This window comes from Gemmobacter sp. LW-1, assembly GCF_001303875.1.
Lineage (GTDB): Bacteria > Pseudomonadota > Alphaproteobacteria > Rhodobacterales > Rhodobacteraceae > Gemmobacter > Gemmobacter caeni.
Genome location: NZ_LJSC01000020.1, coordinates 1 through 26936, shown reverse-complemented (window position 1 = coordinate 26936; position 26936 = coordinate 1). Strand labels below are relative to the sequence as shown.

Annotated in this window: 31 protein-coding genes; 17 read left to right on the top strand and 14 right to left on the bottom strand. The window is 64.9% G+C overall.

The features are described from left to right. The 4 genes from exbB to AO684_RS03005 form a co-directional block, all read left to right on the top strand. The coding region (gene exbB / locus AO684_RS03020) for a tonB-system energizer ExbB (protein WP_082400686.1) at window positions 1–674 on the top strand (674 nt) is incomplete at its 5' end. A gap of 3 nt (window positions 675–677) precedes the next feature. Then, entirely contained in the window at window positions 678–1097 is a 420-nt protein-coding gene (gene exbD / locus AO684_RS03015; protein WP_054301266.1) for a TonB system transport protein ExbD, read from the top strand. After that, window positions 1094–1951, top strand: coding sequence for an energy transducer TonB (locus tag AO684_RS03010; RefSeq protein ID WP_054301265.1), 858 nt, complete (start codon window positions 1094–1096; stop codon window positions 1949–1951). The genes exbD and AO684_RS03010 overlap by 4 nt, the downstream gene beginning before the upstream one ends. Window positions 1952–2020: 69 nt before the next feature. Beyond that, on the top strand, window positions 2021–3082 hold the full coding sequence (locus AO684_RS03005; protein ID WP_054301264.1) for a YeeE/YedE family protein: 1062 nt from the start codon (window positions 2021–2023) through the stop codon (window positions 3080–3082). Window positions 3083–3084: 2 nt separating this feature from the next. Here AO684_RS03005 and AO684_RS03000 read toward each other — a convergent pair whose 3' ends face one another. The 11 genes from AO684_RS03000 to AO684_RS02950 all read right to left on the bottom strand — a co-directional run bounded on the left by AO684_RS03000 (window position 3085) and on the right by AO684_RS02950 (window position 12893). Next, window positions 3085–4023, bottom strand: a complete 939-nt coding sequence (locus AO684_RS03000) for an MBL fold metallo-hydrolase (protein ID WP_054301263.1) — start codon at window positions 4021–4023, stop codon at window positions 3085–3087. 3 nt (window positions 4024–4026) lie between these two features. Continuing rightward, window positions 4027–4935, bottom strand: a complete 909-nt coding sequence (locus tag AO684_RS02995; RefSeq protein WP_054301262.1) for an MBL fold metallo-hydrolase — start codon at window positions 4933–4935, stop codon at window positions 4027–4029. Window positions 4936–5022: 87 nt separating this feature from the next. After that, window positions 5023–6153, bottom strand: a complete 1131-nt coding sequence (locus AO684_RS02990; RefSeq protein WP_054301261.1) for a c-type cytochrome — start codon at window positions 6151–6153, stop codon at window positions 5023–5025. Beyond that, window positions 6137–7414 (bottom strand): sulfite dehydrogenase, encoded by a 1278-nt coding sequence (gene soxC / locus AO684_RS02985; RefSeq protein WP_054301270.1) that lies wholly within the window; start codon window positions 7412–7414, stop codon window positions 6137–6139. The genes AO684_RS02990 and soxC overlap by 17 nt, the downstream gene beginning before the upstream one ends. A gap of 39 nt (window positions 7415–7453) precedes the next feature. After that, window positions 7454–9148: a thiosulfohydrolase SoxB gene (soxB, locus tag AO684_RS02980; RefSeq protein WP_054301260.1), complete on the bottom strand. Its 1695-nt coding sequence runs from the start codon at window positions 9146–9148 to the stop codon at window positions 7454–7456. Between the two features lie 121 nt (window positions 9149–9269). After that, the gene (gene soxA, locus AO684_RS02975) at window positions 9270–10136 is read right to left on the bottom strand and encodes a sulfur oxidation c-type cytochrome SoxA (RefSeq protein ID WP_054301259.1); all 867 of its coding nucleotides are present in this window, start codon (window positions 10134–10136) and stop codon (window positions 9270–9272) included. A 35-nt stretch (window positions 10137–10171) separates the two neighbouring features. Further along, window positions 10172–10501 (bottom strand): thiosulfate oxidation carrier complex protein SoxZ, encoded by a 330-nt coding sequence (soxZ, locus tag AO684_RS02970; protein WP_054301258.1) that lies wholly within the window; start codon window positions 10499–10501, stop codon window positions 10172–10174. A 24-nt stretch (window positions 10502–10525) separates the two neighbouring features. Further along, the gene (gene soxY / locus AO684_RS02965; RefSeq protein ID WP_054301257.1) at window positions 10526–10945 is read right to left on the bottom strand and encodes a thiosulfate oxidation carrier protein SoxY; all 420 of its coding nucleotides are present in this window, start codon (window positions 10943–10945) and stop codon (window positions 10526–10528) included. 34 nt (window positions 10946–10979) lie between these two features. Continuing rightward, a complete protein-coding gene (gene soxX, locus AO684_RS02960) occupies window positions 10980–11453 on the bottom strand; it encodes a sulfur oxidation c-type cytochrome SoxX (RefSeq protein ID WP_108130091.1) in 474 nt (157 codons plus the stop codon). A gap of 127 nt (window positions 11454–11580) precedes the next feature. Then, a complete protein-coding gene (locus tag AO684_RS02955) occupies window positions 11581–12144 on the bottom strand; it encodes a thioredoxin family protein (protein ID WP_054301256.1) in 564 nt (187 codons plus the stop codon). 11 nt (window positions 12145–12155) lie between these two features. Continuing rightward, window positions 12156–12893 (bottom strand): cytochrome c biogenesis CcdA family protein, encoded by a 738-nt coding sequence (locus AO684_RS02950; RefSeq protein ID WP_054301268.1) that lies wholly within the window; start codon window positions 12891–12893, stop codon window positions 12156–12158. 83 nt (window positions 12894–12976) lie between these two features. On the opposite strand from AO684_RS02950, the gene AO684_RS02945 reads away from it, so the two are divergent. The 4 genes from AO684_RS02945 (at window position 12977) to AO684_RS02930 (ending at window position 15441) form a co-directional block, all read left to right on the top strand. After that, window positions 12977–13342, top strand: coding sequence for a thioredoxin family protein (locus AO684_RS02945; RefSeq protein WP_054301255.1), 366 nt, complete (start codon window positions 12977–12979; stop codon window positions 13340–13342). Between the two features lie 98 nt (window positions 13343–13440). Next, window positions 13441–13791 carry a helix-turn-helix transcriptional regulator gene (locus AO684_RS02940; RefSeq protein ID WP_108130088.1) on the top strand — a complete coding sequence of 117 codons (351 nt, stop codon included), beginning with the start codon at window positions 13441–13443 and terminating at the stop codon, window positions 13789–13791. A gap of 65 nt (window positions 13792–13856) precedes the next feature. Further along, window positions 13857–14903 carry a YeeE/YedE family protein gene (locus AO684_RS02935; protein WP_054301253.1) on the top strand — a complete coding sequence of 349 codons (1047 nt, stop codon included), beginning with the start codon at window positions 13857–13859 and terminating at the stop codon, window positions 14901–14903. A gap of 103 nt (window positions 14904–15006) precedes the next feature. Next, window positions 15007–15441 carry a cytochrome c gene (locus AO684_RS02930; protein ID WP_054301252.1) on the top strand — a complete coding sequence of 145 codons (435 nt, stop codon included), beginning with the start codon at window positions 15007–15009 and terminating at the stop codon, window positions 15439–15441. A gap of 48 nt (window positions 15442–15489) precedes the next feature. On the opposite strand, the gene AO684_RS02925 is transcribed toward AO684_RS02930, so the two are convergent. From AO684_RS02925 to AO684_RS02915, 3 genes are all read right to left on the bottom strand, one after another. After that, window positions 15490–15762, bottom strand: a complete 273-nt coding sequence (locus AO684_RS02925) for an I78 family peptidase inhibitor (RefSeq protein ID WP_235451197.1) — start codon at window positions 15760–15762, stop codon at window positions 15490–15492. 18 nt (window positions 15763–15780) lie between these two features. Beyond that, window positions 15781–16023, bottom strand: coding sequence for an I78 family peptidase inhibitor (locus AO684_RS02920; RefSeq protein WP_082400690.1), 243 nt, complete (start codon window positions 16021–16023; stop codon window positions 15781–15783). A gap of 94 nt (window positions 16024–16117) precedes the next feature. Then, window positions 16118–16477, bottom strand: a complete 360-nt coding sequence (locus AO684_RS02915; protein WP_054301249.1) for an I78 family peptidase inhibitor — start codon at window positions 16475–16477, stop codon at window positions 16118–16120. A gap of 73 nt (window positions 16478–16550) precedes the next feature. Between AO684_RS02915 and AO684_RS02910 the strand changes: the two genes are divergently transcribed. The 9 genes from AO684_RS02910 to AO684_RS02870 all read left to right on the top strand — a co-directional run. Continuing rightward, entirely contained in the window at window positions 16551–17681 is a 1131-nt protein-coding gene (locus AO684_RS02910; protein WP_054301248.1) for an S-(hydroxymethyl)glutathione dehydrogenase/class III alcohol dehydrogenase, read from the top strand. 259 nt (window positions 17682–17940) lie between these two features. Beyond that, window positions 17941–18966, top strand: coding sequence for a homocysteine S-methyltransferase family protein (locus tag AO684_RS02905; protein WP_054301247.1), 1026 nt, complete (start codon window positions 17941–17943; stop codon window positions 18964–18966). Then, the gene (metH, locus tag AO684_RS02900) at window positions 18963–21671 is read left to right on the top strand and encodes a methionine synthase (protein WP_054301246.1); all 2709 of its coding nucleotides are present in this window, start codon (window positions 18963–18965) and stop codon (window positions 21669–21671) included. The genes AO684_RS02905 and metH overlap by 4 nt, the downstream gene beginning before the upstream one ends. An 83-nt stretch (window positions 21672–21754) precedes the next feature. Then, complete coding sequence (paaK, locus tag AO684_RS02895) at window positions 21755–23062, top strand: phenylacetate--CoA ligase PaaK (RefSeq protein WP_054301267.1); 1308 nt, start codon at window positions 21755–21757, stop codon at window positions 23060–23062. Between the two features lie 196 nt (window positions 23063–23258). Beyond that, window positions 23259–23744 (top strand): DUF721 domain-containing protein, encoded by a 486-nt coding sequence (locus AO684_RS02890; RefSeq protein ID WP_082400688.1) that lies wholly within the window; start codon window positions 23259–23261, stop codon window positions 23742–23744. An 11-nt stretch (window positions 23745–23755) separates the two neighbouring features. Beyond that, window positions 23756–24424, top strand: a complete 669-nt coding sequence (locus AO684_RS02885) for a DsbA family protein (RefSeq protein WP_054301244.1) — start codon at window positions 23756–23758, stop codon at window positions 24422–24424. Window position 24425: 1 nt separating this feature from the next. Then, window positions 24426–25556 carry a CaiB/BaiF CoA-transferase family protein gene (locus AO684_RS02880; protein WP_054301243.1) on the top strand — a complete coding sequence of 377 codons (1131 nt, stop codon included), beginning with the start codon at window positions 24426–24428 and terminating at the stop codon, window positions 25554–25556. Window positions 25557–25672: 116 nt separating this feature from the next. Continuing rightward, the gene (locus AO684_RS02875) at window positions 25673–25918 is read left to right on the top strand and encodes a DUF4170 domain-containing protein (RefSeq protein WP_054301242.1); all 246 of its coding nucleotides are present in this window, start codon (window positions 25673–25675) and stop codon (window positions 25916–25918) included. An 18-nt stretch (window positions 25919–25936) separates the two neighbouring features. Then, a partial coding sequence (locus tag AO684_RS02870; RefSeq protein ID WP_054301241.1) for a 3-deoxy-D-manno-octulosonic acid transferase occupies window positions 25937–26936 on the top strand: 1000 nt, incomplete at its 3' end.

Genomic DNA, 26936 nt, shown 5'->3' with positions numbered 1-26936 from the left:
GGGATCTGGTGACCATCGTGTCCCAGGCGCACTGGCTGGTGCAGGCCGTCATGGCGTTGCTGGCGTTCGCCGCGCTGGTGGCGCTGACCGTCTGGCTGCACAAGACCGTCGAATTCGCGCTTGCCCGGCGTCGGCTGGCCCAGGCGCTGAGGCTGGTGGGCAATGCCACCACGCTGGACGAAGCGGCCCGCGCCATGGACGGCACCCGTGGCCCCGGTGCGGAAATGGCGCGCGCCGCCGCACAGGAAATGGCGCTGGCGCTGGATGATCCGGCCCTGCTGACCGGCACGCGCGACCGGACCCGGCTGCTGCTGGAACGGATCGAGGCGGGCGCCGCGCTGCGCCTGCGGGCGGGCACCGGCGTTCTTGGCTCCATCGCCGCCACAGCCCCTTTCATCGGGCTGTTCGGCACGGTGTTCGGCATCATGAATTCCTTCATCGCCATCGCCGACAGCGGCACCACCAGCCTTGCCGTCGTGGCACCGGGCATTGCCGAGGCGTTGCTGGCCACGGCCATCGGGCTGGCGGCAGCCATTCCTGCGGTGTTGATCCATAATCTGTTGTCGCGGCGGCTTGCGGGATACCGCCACCGGATGAACGACCTTGCCGCGGCGCTTGAGGCGCTGCAAAGCCGCGCGCTCGACCGGGCGGCGGCGCAGGGCAGGGGGGCCTGAGCCATGGCGTTTTCCAGTGGCAGCCGTGACGAGGACGAGATCGCCGACATCAACGTGACGCCCTTCATTGACGTCATGCTGGTTCTGCTGATCGTCTTCATGGTCGCGGCGCCGCTGTCCACCGTTGACGTGCCGGTGAACCTGCCTGCCAGCAGCGCCCCCCCGCGTGAGCGCGAGGAGGAGCCGCTGTGGCTGACCCTGACGCGCGAAGGCGACCTGCGGCTGGGCGAAGCCACCGTATCGGCGGCGGGTCTTGGCCCCGCGCTGGACCGCGCCAGTAACGGCAACCGTGCTGCGCCGGTCCTGCTGCGTGCGGACAGCAGCATTCCATATGGCGACCTTATGCGCCTGCTCGATGCCCTGCGGGCTGCGGGCTATCTGAAGGTCGCGCTGGTCGGTCTGGAAGGAGGCCCACGCCCATGATGCCGCTTGCCCCGCAGCCGCGCTGCCCCGTCCTGCACTTCGCGAGCCAGCCGCCGCGCCGCACGGCGGCGCTGGGCTGGCTGGCTTCGGCCTCGGTCGTGGCGCTGATGGTTTCGGCGCTGGCCGCGCTGGCCATGGCGGTGCAGCCTTCGGGCGAGGCGATGGGCGAGCAGGAGGATGCCATCGCCCTGATCATGGCGCCCCCCGCGATGGAGCTTGGGGCCTATAGCGAGCCCGCGCCGGAGGTGCCGGTTGAAGCCCCCGATATGGCCGACCCCGCGCCGCTGGCCGAGACGCTCCCTGATCTGCCGATGACGGAAGATGCGCCGCCCGATCCGGCGGACCTGGCCGAGGTGCCCGACGTGCCGGAGGCCGACGCACCGCCGGAACAGGTGGAGGTCCCGCCACCGCCGCCGCCCGAGGCGGTTGCCGAAATCACGCCACCGCCGAAACCGGAGCCGCCGAAGAAGAAACCTGTCGAGCAGAAAAAGGCCCCGAAGAAGGCCAAAAAGAAAACCGTACAGGCCGCATCGGCTGCCGCGCCCTCTGCCGCCCCGGCGAAAGCCGCCGCTGCCTCAAGCGGATCGGGCAAGCGGGCGGCTGCGGATTATCCGGGCAAGGTGATGAAAAAGGTGCGCCAGACGCGAAAGGCAAAATCGCCCGAACGCGGCACGGTGCTGGTTGGCTTTTCCGTTTCCGGCAATGGCGGTCTGGGCATGGTCAAAGTGCTGCGCAGTTCCGGCTCCGCCGCGCTGGACCGGATCGCGCTGGATCATATCCGCCGGGCCGCCCCCTTCCCGGCGCCTCCCGCCGGGGCCAAGACGAACTTTTCCTTCGAGTTCACCGGGCGCTGATCCCGTCTGACCTGGATCAATGCTCTGCGCCTCGCCTTTGTGGCATCGTCCCGCAAAGGAGAATCGCGCATGGATATCGTCTGGCTGCTGGACAGGATCGAGGAATCTCACCTGGCGCTTCTGTTCGGCCTGCTGACCGGCGTGGTTTTCGGTGTCGCGGCGCAGCGGTCCTCGTTCTGCCTGCGCGCCGCGACGGTGGAGTTTGCACGCGGACGGCTGGGGCCGCGCATGTCGGTCTGGCTGCTGACCTTTTCCACTGCCGTGATCTGGGTGCAGGGCGCGCGCCTTCTGGGCCTGTTCCGGCCCGAGGATGCGCGGATGATGGCGGTGACAGGATCATGGTCCGGCGCGGTCATCGGCGGGCTGATGTTCGGCGCGGGTATGGTGTTGGCGCGCGGTTGTTCCGGGCGGCTGCTTGTGCTGGCGGCGACGGGGAACCTGCGGTCGGTGGTGTCGGGGCTGATCTTTGCCGTCGTGGCGCAGATGGCCCTGCACGGCTGGCTGGCGCCGCTGCGGCAGTGGCTCGCGGGGCTTTGGGTCACGCCGGGTGGGCGGAATGTCGATCTGATCGCCGCGCTGTCCCTGCCCGAGGGCACCGGGCTGGCGCTGGGCCTCGTCATCGCGGTGCTGGCGCTGTGGCTGGCGGCGCGCAACGCGCTGGGCTGGTCACGGCTGGTCTTTGCCTCGGGCGTGGGATTTGCCGTGGCATTGGGCTGGGTGCTGACCTTCAGCCTGTCACAGGCGGCGTTCGAACCCCTCAGCGTGACCTCGGCCACCTTTTCCGGCCCCTCAGCCAATATGCTGATGTTCTTCCTGACCGAGAACCCGGCACTCGATTTCGACATCGGGCTGATACCGGGGGTATTTCTGGGGGCGCTGTTGTCCGCCGCGCTGAAGGGGGAGCTGCATTTTCAGGGCTTCGATGGCGAAAGCCAGATGCGCCGGTCGATGTTCGGCGCGGTGCTGATGGGGTTTGGCGCCATGCTGGCGGGCGGTTGCGCCATCGGCGCGGGCGTCACCGGCGGCTCGATCTTTGCCGCGACCGCCTGGCTCGCCCTTCTGTGCATGTGGATCGGCGCGGCGATCACCGATGTCGTGGTCGATCAGCCACGGGGCCGCGTGGCGGCCTGAGGCTATTCGAACTCCATCTCGGCAAAGACCACACCGGCGTTCTTGGTCGCCAGTTCCCCGAACGTGTCGAGATGCGCCCACCGCGACTGGTCGACGTAATAGGCGCCGGCCAGATCGCCGCCTTCCTCCAGATGCGTGGCGATCTTCGCCCGCAAATCCACCAGATAATCGCGCGTATAGCGGCGCACCTGCGCCAGATTGGTCGGGTGGCCGTGGCCTGGAATGACGTAGGTGGGGGCGAGCGGTTCCAGCTTCGTCTCCCATGTCTCGATCCAGCAGGCGGTGCAGGTGCCCTCAAAGATTGGCGGCATCCGTTCGTGAAAGGCGATGTCGCCCGCGATCATCATGCCCCATTGCGGCAGCCAGACCTGGGTGTCGCCGGGGCTGTGGGCGGGGCCAAGGTGCAGCACCTCTACCGAGACGCCGCCCATTTCGATGGTCTTGCGGTCGGTGAAGGTTTCGGTCGGGGCGGCGATCACCGTGGCTTCGGCATTCTCGCGGGCATAGCGTTGCAGTGCTGCCAGATCCTGTGCCGCACCGTCGGCAAATTCGGCCGCCGCTTCCTCATGTGCGAGGATCGGCACGCCCTGCGCCACCCAATAGCCGTTGCCCAGCATGGCGTGGCCCTGACCGTTTTCGACGATGACCAGCTTCACCGGCTGGTCGGTCACGGCACGGATTTCGGCATGCAGCGCCTCGGCCAGTTTCCACGACGCGCCAGAGTTCACCACGATCACCCCGTCGCCGGTGACGATGAAGCTCAGGTTGTTGTTATGGCCTGCGTTCTCATAGGTCGGCGGTGCCGTGGCGCCGGTGGCGGTGAAGACATGCGGGATTACCTCGACCGGCTTCGCGTAAAGCACCGATTGTGGGTATTGATCCGGGATGTCCTCGGACGCGAGGGCGGGGCTGGCGATCAGCAGCAGGGCAAGTGCGCGCATGGCTCAGCTTTCGACAAAGCGATAGGTGCCATCTGCACGTTCCGCCCGGCCGATACCGCCGCCGGGCAGATGGAAGCCGATCAGCGGCATTTGTTCGGACGCGAGCCGATCCAGCAGCCGCAGCCGGGTCGCGGCGGCGGTTTCGGCATCCTGATCCGAGCCGGAATGCCAGTCGGGGCGTTCAAAGGCGATATGGTGGTTGCCGATGGCATCGCCCGCGATCAGCACCCCCTCGCTGCCCGCGCGCAGCTCATAGGCGATATGGCCGGGGGTATGGCCGGGCGTCAGATGGGCGGCGATGCCGGGCAGCACCTCGTCGCCGTCGGCGATGAGACGGATCTGATCGGCGATCACCCCCAGCCGCCGCGCGGCGCCCACGGCAAAGGTGGTGCGGGCGGCGCCGATGGTGTTCACCGTCTCGGGATCGGTCCAGTAATCGAATTCGGCCTGCCCCATGACAAATTCCGCATTGGGGAAGATCGGGTCGTCGAATTCATCCAGCAGGCCCCAGAGGTGATCGGGGTGGCCGTGGGTGAACAGGACATGGGTGATGTCCTCGGGCGTGATGCCCAGCGTGTCGAAGGCCTCGGCCAGCTTGCCGGCGGAGGGCATGAAATCATGCCCCGCGCCCACATCGAACAACACTACCCTGTCAGCGTCGCGCAGCAGTGTTACGTTGCAGGGCGGTGTCATCTGGTCGGTGCTGATGCCGTAGCGCGTCAGAATATCGGTGGCTTCCGGCGGGGCGCCGTCGAGCAGAAAGCTGCCGGGCAGGGTCAGGAACCCGTCGGACAGCGTGTCGATCTGCATGCCGCCCAGGGTCAGTGTATTGCCCGCCCAAAGGCGACGCGGCGCCAGTGGCGCGGTCACGGCGGCGGCGGCGAGAGTCATCAGGGATCGACGGCTGATCATGGCACGCTCCGTTGTGCGAGAAAGCCGCAGCAGGGTCAGGCCCGCTGCGGCAGGGATGGCGCGGGGAGAGGCCGCGCCACAGGGAGGTTACTGAGCGAAGGTGGACAGGTAGGCGATGACCGCCGCGCGATCCTCTTCCTTCTTCAGCCCCGCGAAGGACATCTTGGTGCCCTTGATGAAGGCCTTCGGGTTCTCCAGCAGGTGATGCAGAGCGGCTTCATCCCAGACCAGCCCTTCTTCCGCCATGGCCAGCAGGGGTTTGGAGTATTTGAAACCCTCCACCTTGCCCGCCGGATGGCCGACCACATTGTTCAGCATGGGGCCAGTGCCGTTCTTGGCGCCTTCCCCGACCTTGTGGCAGGCGGCGCATTTCTTGAACACCTTTTCGCCTGCGGCGACCAGTTCCGGGTCGGGACCGGCGGCCGGTGCGGCAGCCTGATCGGCGGGTGCCGCCTCGGGTGCCGGTTCTGGTTCCGCCTCGGGCGTGGCTTCTGCCGGGGTTTCGGTCGCGACGGCTTCGGCGCTGGCCGCGGCGGCTTCGGCCACGATATCCGGCAGGGTGCCCGCCGGTTTGCCGTCGGGGTCGGTCGGTGTCACGTTCAGTTCCACCGCGCGCTTGGTAACTTTGGGCGCCCCTTCGGCGCAATTAGCCATGCAGGCTTCCGCGCGGAACTTCGGATATTCGCTTTCCGGCCGGTCGTCGGGATAGAAGCCATCGGCATTCGGCAGCACGACCTCAGTGAAGTTTTCGTTCGACAGGGTGAAGTCATCCTCCACCAAGCCATTGGAATACAGCAGGAAAGCGACGATGGCATAGGTTTCGTCCACGCTGACCGTCTGCGCTGCGCCGAAGGGCATGGAGCGGTGGATATAGTCGTAAACGGTGGACAGATGCGGCCAGTAGCTGCCGATGGTCTTGACCGGGCGGCGGTCAGTCAGGCTGCCTTCGCCCCCGGCCAGCACCGGCCAGCTGTCCAGACCTTCGGCAAATTCGCCATGGCAGGCAGCGCATTTCTCGGCAAAGACCTCCTCGCCGGTTTCCACATTGCCCGAGCCGGGGCGCAGGCCGGTGCCATCGGGCAGCACCGCCACATCCCATGCGGAAATCTCTTCGGGCAGGGCAGGGCGGCCAAGGCCCAGCTTGTCAGCCATCGCCGGACCGGCCAGCGTCGAAAGCGCAAGCGCCGAGCCGATCAGCAGGTTACGCGATTTCGACATTCTCGACCTCCCCGTCGGCCTTGACCCACCAGGTCTGGATACCGTTGTTGTGATAGACATTGTTTAGCCCGCGAATGTCGCGCAGCGCGTTCTTGGTGGGCTGGACATAGCCGGTCTCGTCAGTGGCGCGGGATTGCAGGAACAGTTCCGACCCGTCCCAGTCGATGTCCAGATGAAAGCGGGTCAGCGCCTTGCTGCGGGCCTCGCCGGTGATGCGGGCCTCCTGCCAGTTGCGCCCGCCGTCCAGCGAAACGTCGACCTTTGTAACCTTGCCATTGCCCGACCAGGCCAGACCGGAAATGACCAGCGGCCCCTTGCCATGGCGGATCGGCGCTTGCGGCGAGGGCGTGGTGATGACGGATTTCGCATCCATCACCCATGTCCATTTACGCGCGCGGCCATCGGGCATCAGATCGGTGTATTTCGAGGTTTCCTCGCGGCTTTCCACGGCGGCGTCATAGACCCCGATGCGGCGCAGCCACTTTACCCACATGTTGCCTTCCCAGCCCGGCACGACCAGACGCACGGGATAGCCATGTTCCTTGCGCAGCGCCTCGCCATTGGCGAAGAAGGCGACCATGACGTCATCCATCGCCTTTTCCATCGGGATGGAGCGACCGTTGGACGAAGCATCGGCGCCCTCGGCATAGATCCACTTGCCTTCGGGCTTCACACCCGCCTCGGCCAACAGCACCTTCAGCGGCACGCCGATATATTCCATGTTGTGAATCATGCCTTGGGTGAACTGGCAGCCCTCAAGCTGCGCTCCGCCCCATTCCATGCCGCCATTCGCCGCGCATTCGAGGAAGGCGGTGGTGGTGGCGCGCGGGAAACGCAGCAGGTCTTCGAAGGTGAAGACGAGCGGCTGATCGACAAGGCCATTGATCATCAGCCGGTAATCGGCTTTCGACAGTTCGATAGCGCCGGAATGGTGGCGTTCAAACGCGCAGCCCTGCGGGGTGATCGTGCCTTCCAGCGCATGAATCGGCGTAAAGTTGATGGAGGAGACCGGGCTTTCGGTCAGCCATTCGACATTGCGCCGCACGACATGGCTTTCGAACCGGATGGGCGTGCCATAGGGCGCGGCATCCACCGGGTCGCCGAAGGCGCTGGCCCAATCCTGCACTTCGGTGATCAGCGGATCGGGCGTGGCGGCGCGGGCGGCGGTGCCACCAGCCACCAGACCGGCGCCAGCCAGCGCGCCATTGCGCAGGAAGGCGCGGCGCGAGGGGCCTTTGGTGGTGGCCGGTTCGTCGGACATCTGTTCGTCAGACATGGTGCGAACTCTCCTTAGGATTCTTCAGATGCCGGTCACGGTGACCGAGGTGTTGGGTTCCAGCCGGACGGTGCCGATCTTGCGGATATGGCTTTCGATCACATCCCAGATCTGCGGGCCTTCGGTGCCCTGATTGACCGAGGCCCAGCCGGCGACGGTGTAGGATTTCGTGGCGTCGATGGCCTCGCCCGTATCGGTCAGCGCGAGGTTGGAAATGCGGCTGCCGATCGGCTTCGACACGTCGATGGAATAGGCCAGCCCGCCGACGCGCACCATGTCGCCACCCTGCTGATAGTAGGGATCGGTGTTGAACAGGTTGTCGGCCACATCCTCCATCACCGTTTTCAGCGTCTCGCCGGTCATTTCGGTGCGGTAGCACTGGCCATAGGTCATCGAGGTGACGTTGTGGATATCCTCGCGGGTGATGGCGTCGCCGGGCAGCAGCGTGGTGCCCCAGCGGACGCCGGGGCTGAGCGCGATCTGCGCGTCCCGTTCCGACCGCACGGCGTCGCAGATCAGGTCATCCCACGAGCCGTTGAAATTGCCGCGCCGGTAAAGCAGGCTTTCGGTGGTGCCGATCTTTTCTTCCAGCTGGTCCTTGAAGGGCGCGCGTTCGGCGTCGATCAGCGCGGCCATCTCGGCGTCGGGCGTGATGACATCCGAGAAGATCGGGATCAGCTTGTGGCGGAAGCCCATCATCCGGCCATCGCGCACATCCAGATCGACGCGGCTGACGAACTTGCCGTTGGAGCCGGAGGCGATGAGGATGGTGTCGCCCACGATCACCGGCTCGGGCACGGCGTCATGGGTGTGGCCAGTCAGGATCACGTCGATGCCCTTGACGCGGGAAATCATCTTGCGATCCACGTCAAAGCCGTTGTGCGACAGGCAGACCACCAGATCCACGCCCTCGGCGCGGACCTCGTCCACGACTTCCTGCATGCGTTCCTCGCGGATGCCGAAGCTGTATTCGGGGAACATCCAGCCGGGGTTGGCGATAGGCATATAGGGGAAGGCCTGACCGATCACCGCGATGCGCAGGCCGCCCTTTTCAAAGATCTTGTAGGGTTCGAACGTCGGTTCGTCCCATTCCGCGTCAAAGATATTGGCGCCGAGGAAGGGGAATTTGAGCTGACTTTCCACGATCTCTTTCACGCGGTCGGTGCCATAGGTCCATTCCCAGTGGCTCGTCATCGCATCGACGCCAAGCGCGTTCATCACATTCACCATGTCCTGACCCTTGGTCAGGAACGAGGTCATGGAGCCGTGCCAGGTATCGCCGCCGTCCAGCAGGATCGAATCCGGCCGTGCGGCGCGGATCGCCTTCACCACAGTCGCTACGCGATCCATGCCGCCCATGCGGCCATAGCCCTTGGCCAGCGCGGTGAAATCCTCGCAGGTCAGGGCATAGGCATCGGGGGTGCCGGGCTGAATATTGAACATCTTCAGGAAATCGGCGCCGGTGACATGCGGCACCTTCCCGCGCGCGTCGCCGACGCCCAGATTGATCTCGGGCTCGCGGAAGAAGATCGGCTTCAGCTGCGCGTGGATGTCGGTCACATGGATCAGCGTCACATTGCCGAAATCGTCGAACTGCAAAAGCTGATCCTGGGTCAGCGCCTGTTGGGCCGCCAGTTTCGACCAGTTGCCGAAGCCCGACAGACCATAGATCGCCGAGGCCGCCACTGACGCCTGAAGGAATTCCCTGCGGGTGATCATCCGCCACTCTCCTGCTTTCGGACAAAACGAAACCGCCGCGCGGAAGGCGCGTCAGGCCGGTTGCCCTGTCGGTAAATTGCCAAACGAATGCCCGCGCCCGGCAAGGGGCGCGGGAAAGCGGTCAGTGACGGACAGAAACGCCCTCGACCGAAAGCCCGTTGCCGCGCGAGGCGACGTAAAGCTCCAGCGCCTTGAACTCGTCCGAACCGGCCTTGAAGGTTTCGGCGCGGGTGTCGCGGACGCAGCCGACGAAACGCTGCTGGGCGGAGACCATACCCGCATCCTTCAGGCGATAGGTCGGGAAGCCGTTGATCTGCCCCTGGCTCAGGTGGTCGGCGCGGATCATCTGGCCGTAGTGGTCTTCGTGGCAATTGGCGCAGGACATCTCAAGCTGACCGTAACGGGTGTAGTAGATTTCCTTGCCCTTTTCCCAGAACGGGGCTGCGGCGCCGTCGATCTTGACGTTGACGATCTCGCCGCGCGACTGCATCGAGATGACCGACAGCATGTCCTTCATCTCGTTCGAGGTGGTGCCCCATTTCTCAAGGCCCATACGCTCGGTCACGCAGTTGTTGATGTAGTCTTCCATGATCATCAACTTGCCCGACTTTTCGTCGACGCGCGGCATCACGGCGCGCAGGCCGGCCATGCTTTCCGGCCCCTGATGGCAACCGGCGCAGGACTCGCCGTTCTTGCCGATGGTGGCGTTCCAGCGATCCACGCCGCGGTCATAGAAGACCATTGCGGGGTTGTCGAAGTCGTCTTTCTGAAGCGCCCGCGTCTCGTCCTCGCGGAACAGCCAGCCGGAATAGATCGTGTCCAGATGGCCCTTCAGGAATTCCGGTGCCGCGGTCTGGGTCACGAAGTCGATGGTGCCGTCATCGGTTTCCACCGACAGCGTGTCTTCCGCCGGATCGGCCATCGCCATGCCCGTGAGGGCAAGGCCGAGGGCCGTGGCGGCCAGCCATGTCGCTTTGCGCTGCTGCATGATCTCTCCTCCCCGAAATCTCTGTGGCTGCGCGATCAGGCGACTTCGATGGGCTTCGCGTCCTCGTAGACGGAGCCATCGTCGTCATACCAGGTGAACTTGAACTCGCCTGCCGCATCGACCTTCGCGTCGAATTCGAAATAGGGGTTCGTCGAAACGGCCGGGTCGATGGCCACGTCGATCACGTTCACGCCGTTCAGATCGCAGGTGAAGCGATTGATGATCGAGCGCGGAATGACCTTGCCGTCGGCATCCTTGCGCTGCCCCGATTCCATCTTGTGCGAGATGAGCGCCTTGATGGTGACCACCTCGCCCGCCTTGGCCGATTTGGGAACCTTCACGCGCGGTTTTGCATCATTTGCCATTGTCGTGTTCCTCCTGTTCCCGCCTCAGCCGCCGCAGCCGCCGATGGTGACTTTCACGGTGGCCTGCGCCTGTTTGACCGAGCCGTCGGCCATTTTTGCCAGCGCCACAACATCCTGCGTCTTGGCAAGGCGGATACGGGTCGCCGCCATCTGGCTGCCCGCCGCCGGGCCGAAGGTGAAGGTGGCGACTGCCGGTTCCGGGTTGCCGGTGGCCAGCAGCATGATCGCCACCGCGCCGGGGGCGCTGACGGAAACCGGAACGGTATTGCCGTTCTCGGCGATTTCCGGGGCGGCCAGGGTAATGCCGTCAGTACCGGGGGCCGCGCCGCCGGTGAAGGCACTGGTCAGCTCTTCCGTGGTGGCCGCAAGCACCGCGCCGGGCGTCGCCACGGCCGCAAGCCCGCCGAGACCGACCCACAGGGCTTCGCGTCTGGAAAGGTTCATCATGATCTCCTCAAACTTCTCGGGGCCGGTCCGGTCACTCTTTCAGAGTGACGAGATAGGCCACCACATCCTCGATCTGTGTGGCGTTCAGGATCGGCGGCAGCTCGCCCCCGGCGGCCTTGCCGGTGTAGCCGTCGCCGGGCCGGATGAAGCCATCTGTCTTGTAGAAGGCGGGCATGAACGAGCCGTCGAAGGTCATCTTCGCATTGGCGACGATGCCACGGAGCTGTGCCTCGCTGTAGCGGTCGGCGACGCCATCCAGCGGCGGCGCGATATTTCCGGGGAACTGCACATCCGGCAGGGCGCCGACGACGTGGCAGGCCACGCAATTGCCCAGTGCGTTGGTCGTCATCACCTTCACCCCCTCTTCGGGGTTGCCCGGTTTGCCGGTCAGCGACTGCGCGACGGCTCCCTCTTCAAAAACCACGTCCTTCGGCGCGGTATCGCTGAAGGCGGGCGTCGCGGCGGCCAGTGCCAGCAGCGTCGCCTGCACGAGGTGGCGTGTCATTGCGATCCTCCCTGATCTCTCCCTGACTCGGACGATAGCGCCGGTATGCGCGGGGATGCAATAGATTTATATGTATTCTTGAATATTCATATCTTTCTGCATTGCAGAAGCCGCGCCGCAGCGGAGATCAGTTGGCCGGAACCATGCGACTGGCCAGATATTTCTGGAAATGTTCGCCATTTTCATAGCCATGGTCCCGCACCCAGGTCAGCAGCGCCTCGGTGGTGCCCTTGCCGAAGGCGCCGGGCATCAGCGCGACAGAGGCTTCAGCCGCCGTTTGGCCCTCGGGCACCTGTTCGGGAAGGAAGATCATCGTCGGCGTGAACATCACCCCCCAGCGCACCGCCATGTCCTTTTCCGGCAGCACCGTGCCATCGAAATCCGTCACCCCGACATCGCCGAACAGGTTCATCTGCACGACGAAGTAGGAATCGCGGATCAGCGCGTCTATGGCGGGATCGGGGAAGACTTCTTCGTGCATCTTGGTGCAATAGATGCAGCCGCGCTGTTCCACGATGACCAGCAGGCGCTTGCCTTCGGCATTGGCCTCCGCCAGATCCTCGCGCAGATCCTTGAAGGTCTCGCGCAGCCATGTGGGCTTGTGCAGCCCGTCATCACCAAGTTCCACCGCAAGGGCAGGGCTGGCCAGCGGCAGCAGCGCAAGTGCGACAGTGGCAAGCATACGGCGCATGGGAGGCTCCTTTACTTCAGGGTCGCGGACCAGTCGAAATTGCGGATCAGCCAGTCCGACAAGAGGGTCACGGAATTGGTGGCGATCAGGATGGCAAAGACCAGCAGCATCACCCCCATCACCTTTTCGACATAGCCCATCAGGGTGCGGTGCCGTGCCACCCAGCGGAGGAAGGGCTGCGCGAAGGCGGCGGCGATGACAAAGGGTGAGGTCATGGCAAGGCCGAAGGTCAGCACGAGCGCGGTGCCCTGCCACAGCGTATCCTTGGTCGAGGCGATCAGCAGGATCGAGGCGAGAACCGGCCCGACGCAGGCGGTCCAGCCAAAGCCGAAGGCAAGTCCCATCACATAGGCACCGACCACGGTTTTCGGGTCGCCCTTGCTCTCCATCCGCGCTTCGCGCAGCAGGAAGGGGATGCGCAGCACGCCCAGAAAATGCAGGCCGAAGACAAAGATCACCGCTGCCGCAGCATAGGTCAGCCATTCCTTCCACATGCGGAACGCCTGTCCCGCCGCTGTAGCGCCGAGTCCCATCAGCCCGAAAATGGTGGTGACCCCCAGCGCGAAGAACAGCGCCGAGATGAACAGCCGCCGCTGCGCGCCAGGTGCGATCTGGCCCTGTCCGCGCAGTTCAGCCACCGACATGCCGCCCATGTAGCTGAAGTAGAAAGGCACCATGGGCAGGATGCAGGGCGAAAAGAACGCCAGCAACCCGGCCAGTGCGGCCCCGCCGAAACTCACATCCATCAGCATCGCCTCCTCCCCGAAGCGTCGCTTGCCCGGAAGGGCATTTTCAGATTAGGATATTTCTATGCAACTATAGGGTTGTCAACATGACTCGTTTCGGCCTCGTTGCCGCCGTTGTGCTGCTCTGCGGCTGGGCCGTCCCTGCCGTGGCGGGGCTGCGCCTTCTGATGTTTGAACAGCCGGGCTGCATCTATTGCGCCCGCTGGACCGAGGAGGTGGGCCCCGAATATCCGCTGACCGATGAAGGCCGGGCCGCGCCGCTGACCCGGATTGATCTGCACGCCGATCTGCCCGAGGGCGTGCGGATCACGACCGCGCCGCTGTTTACCCCGACCTTCGTCCTCCTGTCCGATGGCGTCGAGGTCGGGCGGATTGAGGGCTATCCGGGCGAGGATTTCTTCTGGCCGCTTCTGGCCGGGCTGATCCGGCAGGCAGAGCCTCCCGGCGGCTGAGGCCGAAAGCCCGGTTCCTGCGGCTAAAGTGCCTGTTCCTGCGGGATTCTGTTGCGATAGCGCCCCGCTGGCGGCATTAAGGGCGCAGGCGGATCGGGATGTCGAAGTTGCGCGATGGCGAACAACAGGAGCACGGCGTATCCCCCCTCCCGTCACTGGAGGGGCTGGTTTCGCAGGCCGGGGATGCCGCCAATTTCCTCAAGGCGCTGGGGCATGACGGGCGGCTGACCATCCTGTGCCACCTCGCCTCCGGGGCGAAAAGCGTGACCGAACTTGAAAACCTGCTGTCCTCGCGGCAGGCTGTCGTCAGTCAGCAACTGGCGCGGCTGCGGCTGGAGGGGCTGGTCAGCGCGCGGCGGGAAGGGCAGGCGATCTTCTATTCGATCCTCGATCCGCGGGTCGAGCGCATGCTGGGCGTTCTGGGCCATCTTTTCTGCAAGCCGGAGTGACGCGGCAAAACCAAGTCGACAGGTGACGGGCATGACCCGCGCCACCACCACGGGAGGAACCGAGGATGGATGAGCTGCCCTATGGGGTTCTGGCCGCGCTGGTGGGCCTGGCGGGTGGTGCCGTGCTGGGTCTGGCCGCCCGGCTGGGGGACTTCTGCACGCTGGGTGCCCTCGAAAGTGCGGCCTATGGCAAGGACCAGCGCCGTCTGCGGCTGTGGGGCATCGTGCTGGGCGTTGCGATTCTTGGCACACAGTTTGGTGCGCTGGCCGGTCTGATTGACCTTTCCGCCACCTATTACCACAGCATCGCCTGGAATCCGCTCGCCTCGGTCATCGGCGGGCTGGTGTTCGGCTATGGTATGGCCATGGCCGGGAACTGCGGCTTTGGGGCTCTGGTGCGGTTCGGCGGTGGCGACCTGCGGTCGCTGGTCGTCGTGGTCGTCATGGGCATCTTCGGCTTCGTTGCCCTGTCGGGGCCGCTGGCCCCCTTGCGCGTCGCCCTGTTCCCGCAACCCGAGGCGGCCGGGCCGCAGGGCATTGGCGTCGCCTTGCAGGGCTGGGCCGGGCTGCCCGTCGCGGTGACGGCGGCGGTTCTGGGACTGGCCTGCATCGGCTGGGCGCTGGCCCATCGCCCGCTGCGCGAACGCCCCGGCATGATCGCCTGGGGCGTGGCTGCGGGGCTGGCCGTCGTCTGGTGCTTTGTCGGCACAAGCTGGCTGCATGACGCGAGCCTTGGCGCCGTGCAGGTCGAAAGTGCCTCTTTCACCGCGCCGGTGGGGCGGACGCTGATTTTCCTGATGACCTCAACCGCCGGGGGAATCACCTTCTCGGTCGGCTCGGTTCTGGGGGTCATGGTCGGGGCGCTTGCCGGATCGACGCTGCGGGGCCTCTTCAAATGGGAGGCCTGTGAAGACCCGCGAGAGCTGGGCCGTCAGGTCGGTGGTGCTGTGCTCATGGGCACCGGCGGTGTCGTGGCGCTGGGCTGTTCGGTGGGGCAGGGCGTCAGCGCCTTTGCCACACTGGCCTGGTCCGGCCCCGTGACGCTGGCCGCGATTGCGCTGGGTGCGCTGGTCGGCCTCCGGCATCTGATCGCGGGATACGAGCCGGAATGACACGTTGACAATCGCGTGACCGGCCCGTCCGATCACCGCAAGGTTATCGCGTCGTTGAAAGTCGTGTTTATAGTGGGGGCATTCCAGCTAGGAGAGCCAGACCATGAAATTGACCACGCGCATTCTGACCCTTGGCCTGATCGTTGCCGGCGGCATGGCCTTCGCCGAGGGCGAGGCCACCGATCCCACGGTGAAAGCCCGTCAGGAACTGATGAAGACCATCGGCGGCAACACGAAGGCGCTGGGCGATATGGCCGGTGGGAAGGCCGATTTTGACGCCGCCAAGGCCGAGGCCGCCAAGGCGGCGATTGTGGCCGCATCGGCCGAGATCGCAGCGAAGTTTGAAACCAATGCGACCGACCCGGAAACCGAGGCCAAGCCGGAGATCTGGTCGAACTGGGATGATTTCGTCACCAAGGCCGAGGCGCTGAAAACCGCGGCCGGGGCGCTGGATGCAACCTCGCTCGACGGGGTGAAGGCCGGAATGGCCGGGGTCGGCGGCGCATGCAAGGCCTGCCATACCGCCTATCGGATGTGACCAAGGCGCCGCCCGGCCCGTCATGGGCCGGGCGTTCATGCAGGCGTGTCAGCCGCAGGTGATGGCCTCGATACGTCCATTTTCGGTCAGCAGAACATTCATCCGGCCCGAGGCGTAGTCCATCGTCACCGCCATGCCGGGTTCGATGACCCGCATCGGGCCTTCATGCGTGATCTGCCCGATGGCTGTGCGCGGCTGGCCTACAAGATGTTGCCAGTTCAGCGCGCCGCAGGTGCCGCCAATGTCCGCAGGGGGCGTTTCCGCCGGAACACACCCCGCCAGCGCCCCTGTCAGCACCACAAATCCCAAGCTCTTGCGCATCATCGCTCTCCTTCCGGTTCAGCCGCAGCGGAAGCCCGTGATGCGGCCCTGCCGATCCAGCAAGACATTCAGCCGGTTCGGGCGATAGTCCTGTGTCACCGCCATGCCCGGCGCGACCAGACGATGCTCCTCCGGCAGATACTGTTCGTCAAGCGCGGTGGCGGGCTGCCCGATCCATCCGCCAAGCCGCCCGGCGCCGCAGGTGCCCGCCCCCGCTTCGGGGGGCTGGCCGCATCCGGCCAGCACAAGCAGACAGGCCACCAGGCAAATCCTCATCTGTCGCTCCAGTCTGGCGAAAGAGCCCCACCGCCGCTATCGGCCGCAGGGCCTGGGGGCGTAAACCGCGGGCAGAAGATCAGCCGCAGGTGATGCGGACCACTGTTCCCATCGGGTCGAGGTGGAAGTTGATGCGGAAGGAATCATATTCCTCCTGGCTCACGATCCCGCCGGGTGTCACGAACCGGGTGGGCCGGGTGATGCCCGCCGCCGTCACCGAAGACTGGTTCTGCCCCTTCAGATACTGATAATCCGCCGCGTGGCAGGTATCGGGCTCACGGTCATTCAGGCCGGGCGTCACGTCGATCGGTTGCCCGGTCACCGGGTCGATCCCCGGCGTCACCACCGGAGGCGGAGGCTGATAGGGCTCGGGCGCGGGGGCGCAAGCCGCAGTCACAAGGGCCAGAAGCAGGGCGGTGGTGGTCGTAACTCGTTTCATCAGTGCCGTTTCCCGCGTTGCAATTCCCCCGTGTTTCGCACAGCTTGTGCCAAATTGACAGAGGGAGGAGCCTATGCGCACCCGTGCCGCGGTGGCCGTTGCCGCCGGAAAACCGCTTGAGATCATGGAAGTGAACCTTGAAGGGCCGAAATTCGGCGAGGTTCTGGTGGAAATCAAGGCCACCGGCATTTGCCACACTGACGAATTCACCCTGTCCGGCGCCGACCCGGAAGGGTTGTTCCCGGCGATTCTCGGCCATGAGGGCGCGGGCGTCGTGGTCGAATGCGGCCCCGGTGTGACCACGCTGAAACCCGGCGATCACGTCATCCCACTGTATACCCCGGAATGCCGGGAATGCCCGAGCTGCCTGAGCCAGAAAACCAACCTCTGCACCTCGATCCGCGCGACGCAAGGCCAGGGCATGATGCCCGACGGCACCTCGCGCTTCTCGATGCTGGATGGCACACCGATCCATCACTACATGGGCTGCTCGACTTTCGCGCAGCATACCGTGGTGCCGGAAATCGCGCTGGCCAAGATCCGCCCCGACGCGCCCTTTGACAAGGTCTGCTACATCGGCTGCGGCGTCACCACCGGCATCGGCGCGGTGATCAACACCGCCAAAGTGGAAATCGGCGCCAAGGCGGTGGTCTTCGGCCTGGGCGGCATCGGCCTGAATGTGATTCAGGGACTGAAGATCGCCGGCGCCGACATGATCATCGGGGTCGATCTGAACAACGACAAGAAGGAATGGGGCGAACGCTTCGGTATGACCCATTTCGTCAACCCGAAAGAGATCGAGGGTTCGGTTGTCCAGCATATCGTCAACATGACGAAAACCCCGGCCGATCAGATCGGCGGCGCGGATTACAGCTTCGATTGCACCGGCAACGTCAAGGTGATGCGTGACGCGCTGGAATGCACCCATCGCGGCTGGGGCGTCTCGGTGGTGATCGGCGTGGCACCTGCGGGGGCCGAAATCAGCACGCGGCCCTTCCAGCTGGTCACCGGGCGGCAGTGGAAAGGCACCGCCTTCGGCGGCGCGCGCGGCCGCACCGATGTGCCGAAAATCGTTGACTGGTATATGGACGGCAAGATCCAGATCGACCCGATGATCACCCACACGCTGAGCCTTGAGGACATCAACAAGGGCTTCGATCTGATGCACGAAGGCAAGTCGATCCGCGCTGTGGTCGTCTACTGATCTGTCGGACCGGGGGCGCTTCGCCCCCCGGACCCCCCGAGGATATTTTCAGACAGAAAATGAGGGCGCCGCATATAGTGGATTTTCTGTCCATAAATATCCCACGGGGGTCCGGGGGTGTGAAACCCCCGGTCCGCAACCAGCCAGAGGCGCCTGATCGGATTATCGAAATTCCTCATAACCTTTTCCAGAAATGTGAATTTGAATCCTGCGGGCAATCTGCCTAGGGTCCGGGCTTCCTGAAGAAGCCCATGATCCGATGCAGATTTTCCAGATTCCAGACAGCCCGAACACCAACCTTCTGAACCATCTTGTGCGTAAGCGTATCCTGATCCTCGACGGGGCCATGGGCACGCAGATCCAGGCGCTGGGTCTGGCTGAGGAGGATTTTCACGGATGTGCCTGCCACCATCACTCGGACCATCCGCAGAAGGGCAACAACGATCTTTTGAGCCTGACCCAGCCCGCAGCGGTGGAGGAGATCCATTTCCACTATGCCATGGCGGGGGCTGATATTGTCGAGACCAATACCTTTTCCGCCACCACCATCGCGCAGGCGGATTACGGCATGGAAGCGGCGGTGCATGACCTGAATGTCGCAGGCGCGCGGCTGGCGCGGGCGGCGTTGGACCGGGCGACGGCTATCGACGGCCGGCCGCGCTTCGTGGCCGGGGCGGTGGGGCCGACCAACCGCACGGCGAGCCTCAGCCCGGATGTCAACGACCCCGGTTATCGCGCCGTCACCTTCGACGATCTGCGCCGCGCCTACGGCGCGCAGGTGCGGGGCCTGATCGAGGGCGGCGCCGATCTGATCCTGATCGAAACCATCTTCGACACGCTGAACGCCAAGGCGGCGATCTTTGCATGTACGGAGGTTTTTGCCGAAGCAGGGCAGCGCCTCCCGCTGATGATTTCCGGCACGATCACCGATGCTTCGGGGCGTACGTTGTCGGGGCAGACGCCGACCGCTTTCTGGCATTCGGTGGCTCATGCCCGGCCTTTCACCGCGGGGCTGAACTGTGCGCTGGGGGCCAGCGCCATGCGGCCGCATCTGGCCGAACTCGCGCAGGCGGCGGATGTGGCTATCTGTGCCTATCCGAATGCCGGGCTGCCCAATGCCTTTGGCCAATATGACGAAGGCCCCGAGGAAACTGCCCGCCAAGTGGCTGATTTCGCGCGCGAAGGGCTGGTGAATGTGGTCGGCGGCTGCTGCGGCACCACGCCGGATCATATTCGCGCCATTGCGGAAGCCGTGACGGGCCTGCGCCCGAGGAGTGTGAAATGACCCGGCTTCTGCGCCTCTCTGGCCTCGAACCCTTCACCCTGACGTCCGACATTCCTTTCGTGAACGTGGGGGAGCGCACGAATGTCACCGGCTCGGCCCGGTTCCGCAAGCTGATCGTCAACCGCGACTATTCCGCTGCGCTGGAAGTGGCGCGCGATCAGGTGGAAAACGGCGCACAGATCATCGACATCAACATGGATGAGGGGCTGATCGATTCAAAGGCCGCCATGGTCGAGTTCCTGAACCTGCTGGCCGCCGAGCCGGACATCGCCCGTGTGCCGGTGATGATCGACAGCTCTAAATGGGAAGTGATCGAGGCGGGCCTGCGCTGCGTGCAGGGAAAGCCCGTCGTCAATTCCATCAGCATGAAGGAAGGGGAGGCGGCGTTCCGGCATCAGGCGGGCCTGTGTCTGGCCTATGGCACGGCCGTGGTCGTCATGGCCTTTGATGAAACGGGGCAGGCCGATACCTTCGCGCGCAAGACCGAGATCTGTTCCCGCGCCTATCGCATTCTGGTGGATGAAGTCGGCTTCCCGCCCGAGGACATCATCTTTGATCCCAATATCTTCGCTGTGGCGACCGGGATCGAGGAACACAACAATTACGGTGTCGATTTCATCGAGGCGACGCGGTGGATTCGCACGAACCTGCCGTATGCACATGTATCGGGCGGCGTCTCTAACCTTTCGTTCAGCTTTCGCGGCAACGAGGCGGTGCGCGAGGCGATGCATGCCGTCTTCCTGTATCATGCCATCGCGGCGGGGATGGACATGGGTATCGTCAATGCCGGGCAGCTTGTGGTCTATGACCAGATCGACCCCGATCTACGCGCGCGTTGCGAGGATGTCGTGCTCAACCGCCGTCCGGATGCGACCGACCGGCTGCTGGAGATCGCGGATCGCTTCCGGGGAGGCGCAAAGGAAGAAAAGGTCCGCGATCTGGCCTGGCGTGACTGGCCGGTGGAGAAACGGCTGGAACATGCGCTGGTGAACGGCATCACCGAATTCATCGAGGCCGATACCGAGGCTGCGCGCCTTACCGCCGCGCGCCCGCTGGATGTGATCGAAGGCCCGCTGATGGCGGGGATGAATGTGGTGGGTGACCTGTTCGGCGCGGGCAAGATGTTCCTGCCGCAGGTCGTGAAATCGGCCCGTGTGATGAAACAGGCCGTGGCGGTTCTGCTGCCGTTCATGGAAGAGGAAAAGCGGCTGAACGGCGGATCGGGGCGTGAAAGCGCGGGCAAGATCCTGATGGCCACGGTGAAGGGCGATGTGCATGACATCGGCAAGAACATCGTCGGCGTGGTTCTGGCCTGCAACAATTACGAGATCATTGATCTGGGCGTGATGGTGCCGCCGCAGAAGATCCTTGAGGTCGCGAAGGCGGAGAAGGTGGATGCCATCGGTCTTTCCGGCCTGATCACCCCCTCGCTGGACGAGATGATCCATATGGCCTCGGAAATGGAGCGGGCAGGGCTGGCGATTCCCTTACTGATCGGTGGGGCCACGACCTCGAAGGTTCATACAGCGGTGAAGATTGTGCCGCGCTATTCCGGCCCGGCGGTTTATGTGCTGGATGCCAGCCGTGCGGTGGGGGTAGTGGGAAGCCTGCTCAGCCCGACACAGAAGGCGCCCTATGTCGCCCGGATCCGGGCGGAATATGCCGAAGTGACCGAACGCCACGAACGGGCCGAGCGGGCCAAGCTGCGGCTGCCGCTGGCGCAGGCGCGCGCGAATGCGCTTAAACTCGATTGGGCAGGCTATCAGGTGCCCGCGCCACAATTCCTTGGTGTGCGGCCAGTCGATGACTGGGATCTGGCCGGGATTGCCCGCTACATCGACTGGACCCCGTTCTTCCAGACATGGGAGATGAAGGGCGTCTATCCGAAGATTCTGGAGGATGAAAAGCAGGGCGAGGCCGCCCGCGCGCTGTTTGCCGATGCGCAGGCCATGCTGGCGCGGATCATCGCGGAACGTTGGTTCAGCCCGCGCGCGGTCGTCGGTTTCTGGCCTGCACAGGGGGTGGGCGATGACATCAGGCTGTATCAGAGCGAGGACCGCCAACTGCCGCTGGCCACCCTGCACAGCCTGCGCCAGCAACATGCCAAGCGGGCGGGGCGCCCCAATGTGGCGCTCGCCGATTTCGTGGCGCCTGAAGGTGGGCCGCGCGATTATGTCGGGGGGTTCGTTGTGACGGCCGGTCCGGAGGAAGCGGCGATTGCCGACCGTTTTGACCGCGCGAATGACAATTATTCGGCGATCATGGTCAAGGCGCTGGCCGACCGCTATGCGGAGGCAATGGCCGAGATGCTGCATCAGCGCGTGCGGCGCGAGCTTTGGGGCTATGCGCGGGACGAGGCCTTCGATCCGCAGGAGCTGATCGGTGAACCCTATCGCGGCATCCGTCCGGCCCCCGGCTATCCGGCCCAGCCCGATCACACCGAAAAGCTTATGCTGTTCCGCCTGCTGGAGGCCGAAACGCATACCGGCGTGCAGCTGACGGAAAGCATGGCAATGTGGCCGGGGTCTTCGGTGTCGGGGCTCTATCTTGCGCATCCCGAAAGCTATTACTTCGGCGTGGCGAAGGTGGAACGCGATCAGGTGCAGGATTATGCCGCCCGCAAGGGCATGTCGCTGGGTGAGGCGGAACGGTGGCTGGCCCCGGTGCTGAATTATGTTCCCGCCGCCGAAAAAGCGGTAGCCTGAACCGGAGCAGGCCGCGCCCGAGCCATAACCGCGCCTGATTCCGGCGCCAGTCTCGGGCCGGAAAGCTGCCCGGATGGCCGATGATGCGTGACCAGATGAACGATCCTGCCTGTCTTGACCCGATCGAGACTGCCTCGCGCGATGAAATCGCGGCCCTGCAACTGGAGCGACTGAAATGGTCGCTGTCCCATGCCTGGGAGAATATCCCGGCGATGCGTGCCAAGTTCGGGGCGCATGGGGTGCATCCGTCTGACCTGAAGCGGCTGGAAGATATCCGGCTGTTTCCCTTCACGGTGAAGGATGACCTGCGCGCGACCTATCCGTTCGGCATGTTCGCCGTGCCGCGCGAACAGGTGATCCGGCTGCATGCCTCGTCCGGGACCACCGGCAAGCCCACGGTGGTGGGCTATACCCGCAACGATCTGGATACATGGTCGGGGCTGATGGCGCGCTCGCTTCGGGCGGCGGGGGCGCGACCCGGGGATGTGGTGCATGTGGCCTATGGCTATGGCCTGTTCACCGGCGGTTTCGGCGCGCATTACGGCGCCGAGCGGCTGGGCTGCACGGTGGTGCCGGTCTCGGGCGGGATGACGCCCCGGCAGGTGACCCTGATCGAGGATTTCGGCGCAACGGTGATCTGTGCGACCCCCTCCTACATGCTGTCGATCCTCGATGAATACCGGGCGCGCGGCCTTGATCCGACGCGCAGCCCGCTCCGCACCTCGATGTTCGGCGGTGAGCCGTGGAGCAACGCCATGCGCGCCGAGATCGAAACCGCATTCGACATGCATGCCATTGATTGCTACGGCCTGTCCGAAGTGATGGGGCCGGGCGTCGCCATGGAATGCGTGGAAACCAAGGATGGCCCGCATCTGTGGGAGGATCACTTCTACCCCGAGATCATCGACCCCGACACGGGCGAAGTGCTGCCTGACGGCGCGGTGGGCGAGCTGGTGCTGACCTCGCTGACGAAAGAGGCGCTGCCGATCATCCGCTACCGCACCCGCGATCTGACGCGGCTGCTGCCCGGCACCGCGCGTTCGATGCGGCGGATCGAGAAGATCGCCGCGCGCAGTGACGACATGATCATCCTGCGCGGGGTGAACCTGTTTCCCTCGCAGATCGAGGAGCAGATCCTCGCATTGCCGGGCCTCGCGCCGCACTGGCAGATCGAACTGGCGCGCAAGGGGCGGATGGACACGCTGACCGTGGTCGCCGAAACCGTGGCGGGTGTGGATGAAGCCGCCCGCGCGGAACTGGCGTCCCGGCTGCAAAAGCGGGTCAAACAGGGGATGGGCATCAGCATCATGGCGCGTCTCGGCCCGCCCGGCACCGCGCCACGCAGCGAGGGCAAGGCGAAACGCGTGCTGGACCTGCGTCCGCGCGGCTAAGCCGCCTGTCTTGTCACGCAATCTTTATGCGTCTTTCCGATGCTGCCTGCTGGCCCGTCGGCTTGCGGGCGGCTAAGCTGCTGCGAAAGACCGAGACAGGCCAATGACCGAGACAGGCCACGGAGACAGGCCCATGACCGAGGACAACCGCGGCGATACGCCCCGCCCCGACCGCACACAGCGGCAGGGTCGGCGCATGCGCGGGTTCGAGGCGGCCTCGGGCTTGCTGAAGGATCGCATCCGCAGCGCGGGGGAAAGCCGGGGCTTCGCGGTGACGCGGCTTCTGACCCACTGGCCTGATGTGGTGGGCGCCGATCTGGCGCGGATCACCCGACCGGTGAAGGTGGGCTTTGCGCGCGGGGCCTTCGGGGCGACGCTGACGCTGCTGGTCAAACCCACTGATGCGCCCATGGTGCAGATGCAACTGCCGCGCATCCAGGAACGGGTGAACGCCTGCTATGGCTATGCTGCCATCGGCCGCATCAGCCTGACCCAGACCGCGCCCTCGGGCTTTGCCGAGGGACAGGCGCAGTTCGCTCCGGCGCCTCCCGTGGCGCCGAGACCCGTCGCGCCCGAAATCGCCAGCAAGGCACGCGCCACCGCCGAGGGCGTGCAGGACGAGGGGCTGAGAAGCGCCCTTGAAACGCTGGCGCAGAATATCTTAACTCGCCGGAAAAGCTGAAAGGCACTGCCATGAACCTTCTGACCCGCCGCGGCCTGCTTGGCCTTGCCCTGTCCACCACGGCCATCGGCCTTTTCGGCGGCCTGCTGGGCGGCAGTGCCGCATTCGCACAGACCGAAGCCGCGCCCGCCCCGGCGGAGTCCACGCCCGCGCCAGAGGTCACGGAGCTTGTGCTGGGCAATCCGGACGCGAAGGTCACGCTGACCGAATACGCCTCTTACACCTGCCCGCATTGCGCGAACTTTCACAGCGATGTCTTCAAACCGCTCAAGGCCGACTACATCGACACCGGCAAGGTGAAGTTCGTCTATCGCGAGGTGTATTTCGACCGCTACGGGCTGTGGGCGGCGATGATGGCGCGCTGCGGTGGCGAGATGCGTTATTTCGGCATCAACGGCCTGCTGTTCGAAAAGCAGCGCGACTGGGCCGCTTCGGACGATCCGAATGTGGTGATCAACAATCTCAAGACCATCGGCCGCAGCGCCGGGATGACAGACGATCAGCTTGACGCCTGCTTCAAGGATCAGGCGATGGCGGAGGCCATGGTCACGAAATTCCAGGAAAACATGGAAGCCGACGGGGTGGAAGGCACGCCGACCCTGTTCATCAATGGCACCAAGCATTCGAACATGAGCTATGCCGACCTGAAGGCACTGCTGGATGCGGAGCTTGCCAAGTAAGATGCCCGCACCTCTGGAAGGTATTCGCGTGATCGAACTGGCCCGGATTCTTGCCGGGCCTTGGGCCGGGCAGACACTGGCCGATCTGGGTGCCGAAGTCATCAAGGTCGAGGCGCCGGAAGGCGACGATACGCGCCGTTGGGGACCCCCTTTCATCGAGCGCGAAGGCGACCGCAGTGCCGCCTATTTCCATTGCTGCAACCGGGGCAAACGCTCGGTCACCTGCGATTTCCGTACGCCGGAAGGGCAGGACGTCGTGCGTCGTCTGGTGGCCGATGCCGATGTGGTGATCGAGAATTTCAAGCTGGGCGGGCTGAAGAAATACGGGCTGGATTACGAAAGCCTGCGCGCGGTGAATCCCCGGCTGATCTATTGCTCCATCACCGGATTCGGCCAGACCGGACCCTATGCCGCCCGCGCGGGATATGACTTCATCATCCAGGGCATGACCGGGCTGATGAGCGTGACGGGCGAGCCCGAGGGCCAGCCGCAAAAGGTGGGCGTGGCGGTGACCGATGTCTTTACCGGCATCTATTCCGCCACCGCGATCCTTGCCGCGATCGTGCAGCGTGGTCGCACCGGCGAAGGGCAGCACATCGACATGGCGCTGATGGATGTGGCGACCTCGATCATGGCCAATCAGGCGATGAACTACCTCGCCACCGGCACGGCGCCGCGCAAGATGGGCAATGCGCATCCGAACCTTGCACCTTATGCAGTGTTCGATTGCGCCGACGGCTGGATCATCCTCGCCACCGGAAACGACAGCCAGTATCGCAAGCTTTGCGGTCTGCTCGGCCTGCCCGGAATGGCCGATGATCCGCGCTTCCTGACCAACGCCGACCGCATCGCCCACCGCGAGGTGATGACCGAGGCGCTCAGCGCGGCGACGCGGGCCATGACCAAGGCGGACCTTCTGGCCGCCTGCGAGGCGCAGGGCGTGCCTGCCGGACCGATCAATGACATGGCCGAGGTCTTTGCCGATCCGCAGATCGTGGCGCGCGGCATGCAGATCGCGCCGGACGGTGTGCCGGGCGTGCGCTCGCCCTTCACCTTCTCGGGGGCCGAACTGTCGCTGGACCGGCCTTCCCCGAAACTGGGCGAACATCAGGCAGAAATCCTGGGCGAGTGAATTTTCGGGCAAGTCCCGATTTTTCCCTGTAAATGCGGCTCTGTGACGGGGCGGCGGCTTTAACTTCGCCGCTGCTTCCGTTAGCTTGGCGACATATCTGAAAGCGGAGCTTATACATGGCGCAACGTCTGCACCTCGTCTTTGGCGGCGAACTGGTCAGCCCGACAAAGAACGTCTTCAAGGACGTGTCAAAGATCCATGTCGTCGGCATGTTCCCCGATTACCAGACCGCCTACAGCGCCTGGAAAGCCGAGGCGCAGCGCACGGTGGATGACGCCCACATGCGCTATTTCATCGCCCATATCCACCGCCTGCGGGATGAGGCAGAGCCCGCCTCGCCGACCGAGGAGCTGGGGGCCTGATCTCCCCCGGGCGCATGAATGCCCTCCATCGGCCTGACGCTATACCAGATCGCGGCACGGAAAGAGCCGCTGGTCCGGCCCGATTGGCCGGAGCGGCCACCGGGGCGGCTGGCGTGGCTGCATGCGCCGACTGCGGATCTGGCGCCGCAGATGGCCGAACTGGCCCGCCATATCCGCGACGAGGATGGCCACCCCGTCCTGCTGACCGCGCCCGAGCGGCCTGCCGCCTTGCCTGGCGGGACGATCTGGCAGCCGCCGCCGGGGGAAAGTGCTGCGGGCGCGCGGCTGTTTCTGGATCACTGGCGTCCCGATGTGGTGTTGTTCTCGGGCGGAGAGTTGCGACCCTCGATCCTGCACGAGGCGGCGGAGCGCAGGATACCGATGGCCATGCTGGCTGCTCGGGCGCCACATCTGCCGCCGGGCCGCGATGGCTGGTATCCGGGTCTGGTGAAATCGGCGCTGGCTGATTTTACGCAGATCTGTGCGGTGGACGATGCGGCGGCCCGAAGTCTGCGCCGGTCGGTGGCCGCCAATCGCATCAGCGTCGCGGGTCGTCTGGAAGAACCCAGCCATGTGCTGCCCGGCAACGAGGCCGAACGCGAGGCGCTGGCGCATCTGTTTGCGGCGCGTCCGGTCTGGCTGGCGGCCTGTCTGCCGGAGGCCGAGGAAACCGCCGTGATCGAGGCGCACCGCGCCGCGCTGCGGCAGGCGCATCGTTTGCTGCTGATCCTTGTGCCTGAAGACCCGGCCCGTGCACCGCTGCTGGCACAACGCATGGAGGAGGCTGAGGGGTGGCAGGTCGCACAGCGCAGTGCGGATGAGGAACCCGAGCCGGATACCGAGGTCTTCCTTGCCGATACGTCAGAGATGGGGCTGTGGTATCGGCTGGCGCCGATCTGTTTTCTGGGTGGATCTCTGGCCGGAACCGGCTGCATCCGCAACCCGATGGAGGCGGCGGCGCTGGGTGCCTCGCTGATCCACGGGCCGCGCCCGGGGGCATGGGGGGGCGCGCTGGGGC